This window comes from Burkholderia sp. Se-20378, from assembly GCF_017104665.1.
GTDB classification, from domain to species: domain Bacteria; phylum Pseudomonadota; class Gammaproteobacteria; order Burkholderiales; family Burkholderiaceae; genus Burkholderia; species Burkholderia lata.
Window position 1 is genome coordinate 1 of record NZ_JAAGPG010000822.1, and the last position, 2,449, is coordinate 2,449.

Below are 2,449 nucleotides of genomic sequence, written 5' to 3' on the forward strand. Positions count from 1 at the left end.
TGCCAGCGGTCGCGGCGCGTGCCGGCCTCGCTGCGGCGGGCGGCGGTGTCCCGCTGCCCGGTTGCCCGTCGATTCGCTTCGCTCACGTTCACATTCACATCCATGATCGCTTCCGGCAATTGAAACGCCGAACGGCCCCGCGCACGCCGCGAAGGCGTGAACGGGGCCGCGACGGCGCGTTCGGTCAGATAAACGGCGTCAACAGCATGTCGATCAGCTTGATGCCGATGAACGGCGCGATGATCCCGCCCACGCCGTAGATCAGCAGGTTCCGCCCCAGCAATTTCTCCGCCGGCTCCGCGCGATACTTCACGCCCTTCAGCGCGAGCGGAATCAGCGCGACGATGATCAGCGCATTGAAGATCACCGCCGACAGGATCGCCGACGTCGGGCTGTGCAGCCCCATCACGTTCAGCGCGCCGAGCGCCGGATACGTCGCGACGAACGCGGCCGGGATGATCGCGAAATACTTCGCGAGATCGTTGGCCACGCTGAACGTGGTCAGCGCGCCGCGCGTCATGATCATCTGCTTGCCGACCTCGACCACCTGCATCAGCTTGGTCGGGTTGCTGTCGAGGTCGACCATGTTGGCCGCTTCCTTCGCCGCCTGCGTGCCGCTGTGCATCGCGACGGCCACGTCGGCCTGCGCAAGCGCCGGCGCGTCGTTGGTGCCGTCGCCCGTCATCGCGACGAGATGGCCCTTTGCCTGGTGCTCGCGGATCAGCCGCAGCTTGTCCTCGGGCGTCGCTTCGGCGAGGTAGTCGTCGACGCCGGCTTCCGCCGCGATCGCGGCCGCGGTGAGCCGGTTGTCGCCGGTGATCATCACCGTCTTCACGCCGACCTTGCGCAGCTCGGCGAAGCGCGCGGCGATCCCGTGCTTGACGATGTCCTTCAGCTCGATCGCGCCGAGCACGCGGGAACCGTCGGCCACGACGAGCGGCGTACCGCCGCGTCGCGCGATATCGTTGACGGCCGTCTCGATCGCTTGAGGAAACACACCGCCGAGCGCATCGACGTGCGCGCGGATCGCCGACGCCGCGCCCTTGCGCACCTGCCGTTCACCGATGTCGAGGCCGCTCATCCGCGTGCGCGCGCTGAACGGCACGGTGATGCTGCCGGCGGTCGCGGTTACGTCCAGCGAGAAGCGCTGCTTCGCGAGCGCGACGATCGAGCGCCCCTCGGGCGTTTCGTCGGCCAGCGACGACAGTTGCGCGGCCTCGGCCAGCGCACGCTCGTTCACGCCCGGCGCCGGCCGGAACTGCACGGCCTCGCGGTTGCCGAGCGTGATCGTGCCGGTCTTGTCGAGCAGCAGCACGTCGACGTCACCGGCCGCCTCGATCGCGCGACCCGACGTGGCGAGCACGTTCGCGCGCATCATGCGGCTCATCCCCGCGATGCCGATCGCCGACAGCAGCGCACCAATCGTCGTCGGGATCAGGCACACGAGCAGCGCGATCAGCACGGTCAGGCTCACCGCCGTGCCCGATGCGTTCAGCAGCACGCTGAATTGCGAGAACGGCAGCAGCGTCACGCACACGAGCAGGAAGATGATGGTCAACGCGACGAGCAGGATCGTCAGTGCGACCTCGTTCGGCGTCTTGCCGCGCTTCGCGCCTTCGACCATCGCGATCATCCGGTCGAGAAATGCCTCGCCCGGTTGCGCGGTGACCTTCACGATGATCCAGTCGGACAGCACCCGCGTGCCGCCCGTCACCGACGAGAAATCGCCGCCCGACTCGCGGATCACCGGTGCGGATTCGCCGGTGATCGCCGATTCGTCGACCGACGCGACGCCGTCGATCACTTCGCCGTCGGCGGGAATCGTGTCGCCCGCTTCGACGAGCACGATGCTGCCGGCCGCGAGTTCGTCGCTCGGCACGCGATGGCTGGTGCTGTCGAATCGCTTCGGCTCGTCGAGCACCTTCGCATACACGCGCTTGCGCGCCGCCCGCAGCGCGTCGGCCTGTGCCTTGCCGCGCCCTTCGGCCAGCGCCTCGGCCGCGTTCGCGAACAGCACGGTGAACCACAGCCAGCACGCGACCGCGAAGATGAAGCCGGCCGGCGCGTCGCCCGTGCCGGTCAGCGCCTGCAGCCACAGCACGGTCGTGACGATGCTGCCGAGATACACGACGAACATCACGGGGTTCTTCAACTGCACGCGCGGCGCGAGCTTGCGGAACGCCTCGCGCAGCACGGCCGTCCAGCGCATCGGCGGCACGCCGCCGACCGGCATCGCCACTGGATTGATCGGGGTTTCGATATGGGACATGAGTGACTCCGTGGTTCCTGCTATTGCTTCGCGCCGGCCGCGTGACCGAATGCACGGTCCAGCGCGAGGTTCAGGTCGAGCACGCGCACGCGCGGTTCGCCGAGCACGCCGAGCTGGCGCGGCAAGGCGATCCGGTCGACCAGTGCCGTGACCTGCGCGGCATCAACGCCGCGCGCCTGC

Annotated in this window: 2 protein-coding genes; both read right to left on the minus strand. The window is 68.6% G+C overall.

Annotated elements, in window-relative coordinates:
• Positions 1 to 184: 184 nt before the first annotated feature.
• Positions 185 to 2,233 (minus strand): potassium-transporting ATPase subunit KdpB, encoded by a 2,049-nt coding sequence (gene kdpB, locus G3N93_RS37905; RefSeq protein WP_241026876.1) that lies wholly within the window; start codon positions 2,231 to 2,233, stop codon positions 185 to 187.
• Between the two features lie 56 nt (positions 2,234 to 2,289).
• On the minus strand, positions 2,290 to 2,449 hold a 160-nt coding region (locus G3N93_RS37910), incomplete at its 5' end, for a potassium-transporting ATPase subunit C (RefSeq protein ID WP_206135313.1).

Excerpts from the sequence above, each read along its gene's own strand:
- kdpB (WP_241026876.1), bottom strand. The coding sequence starts at position 2,233 with ATGCCGGTCGGCGGCGTGCCGCCGATGCGCTGGACGGCCGTGCTGCGC.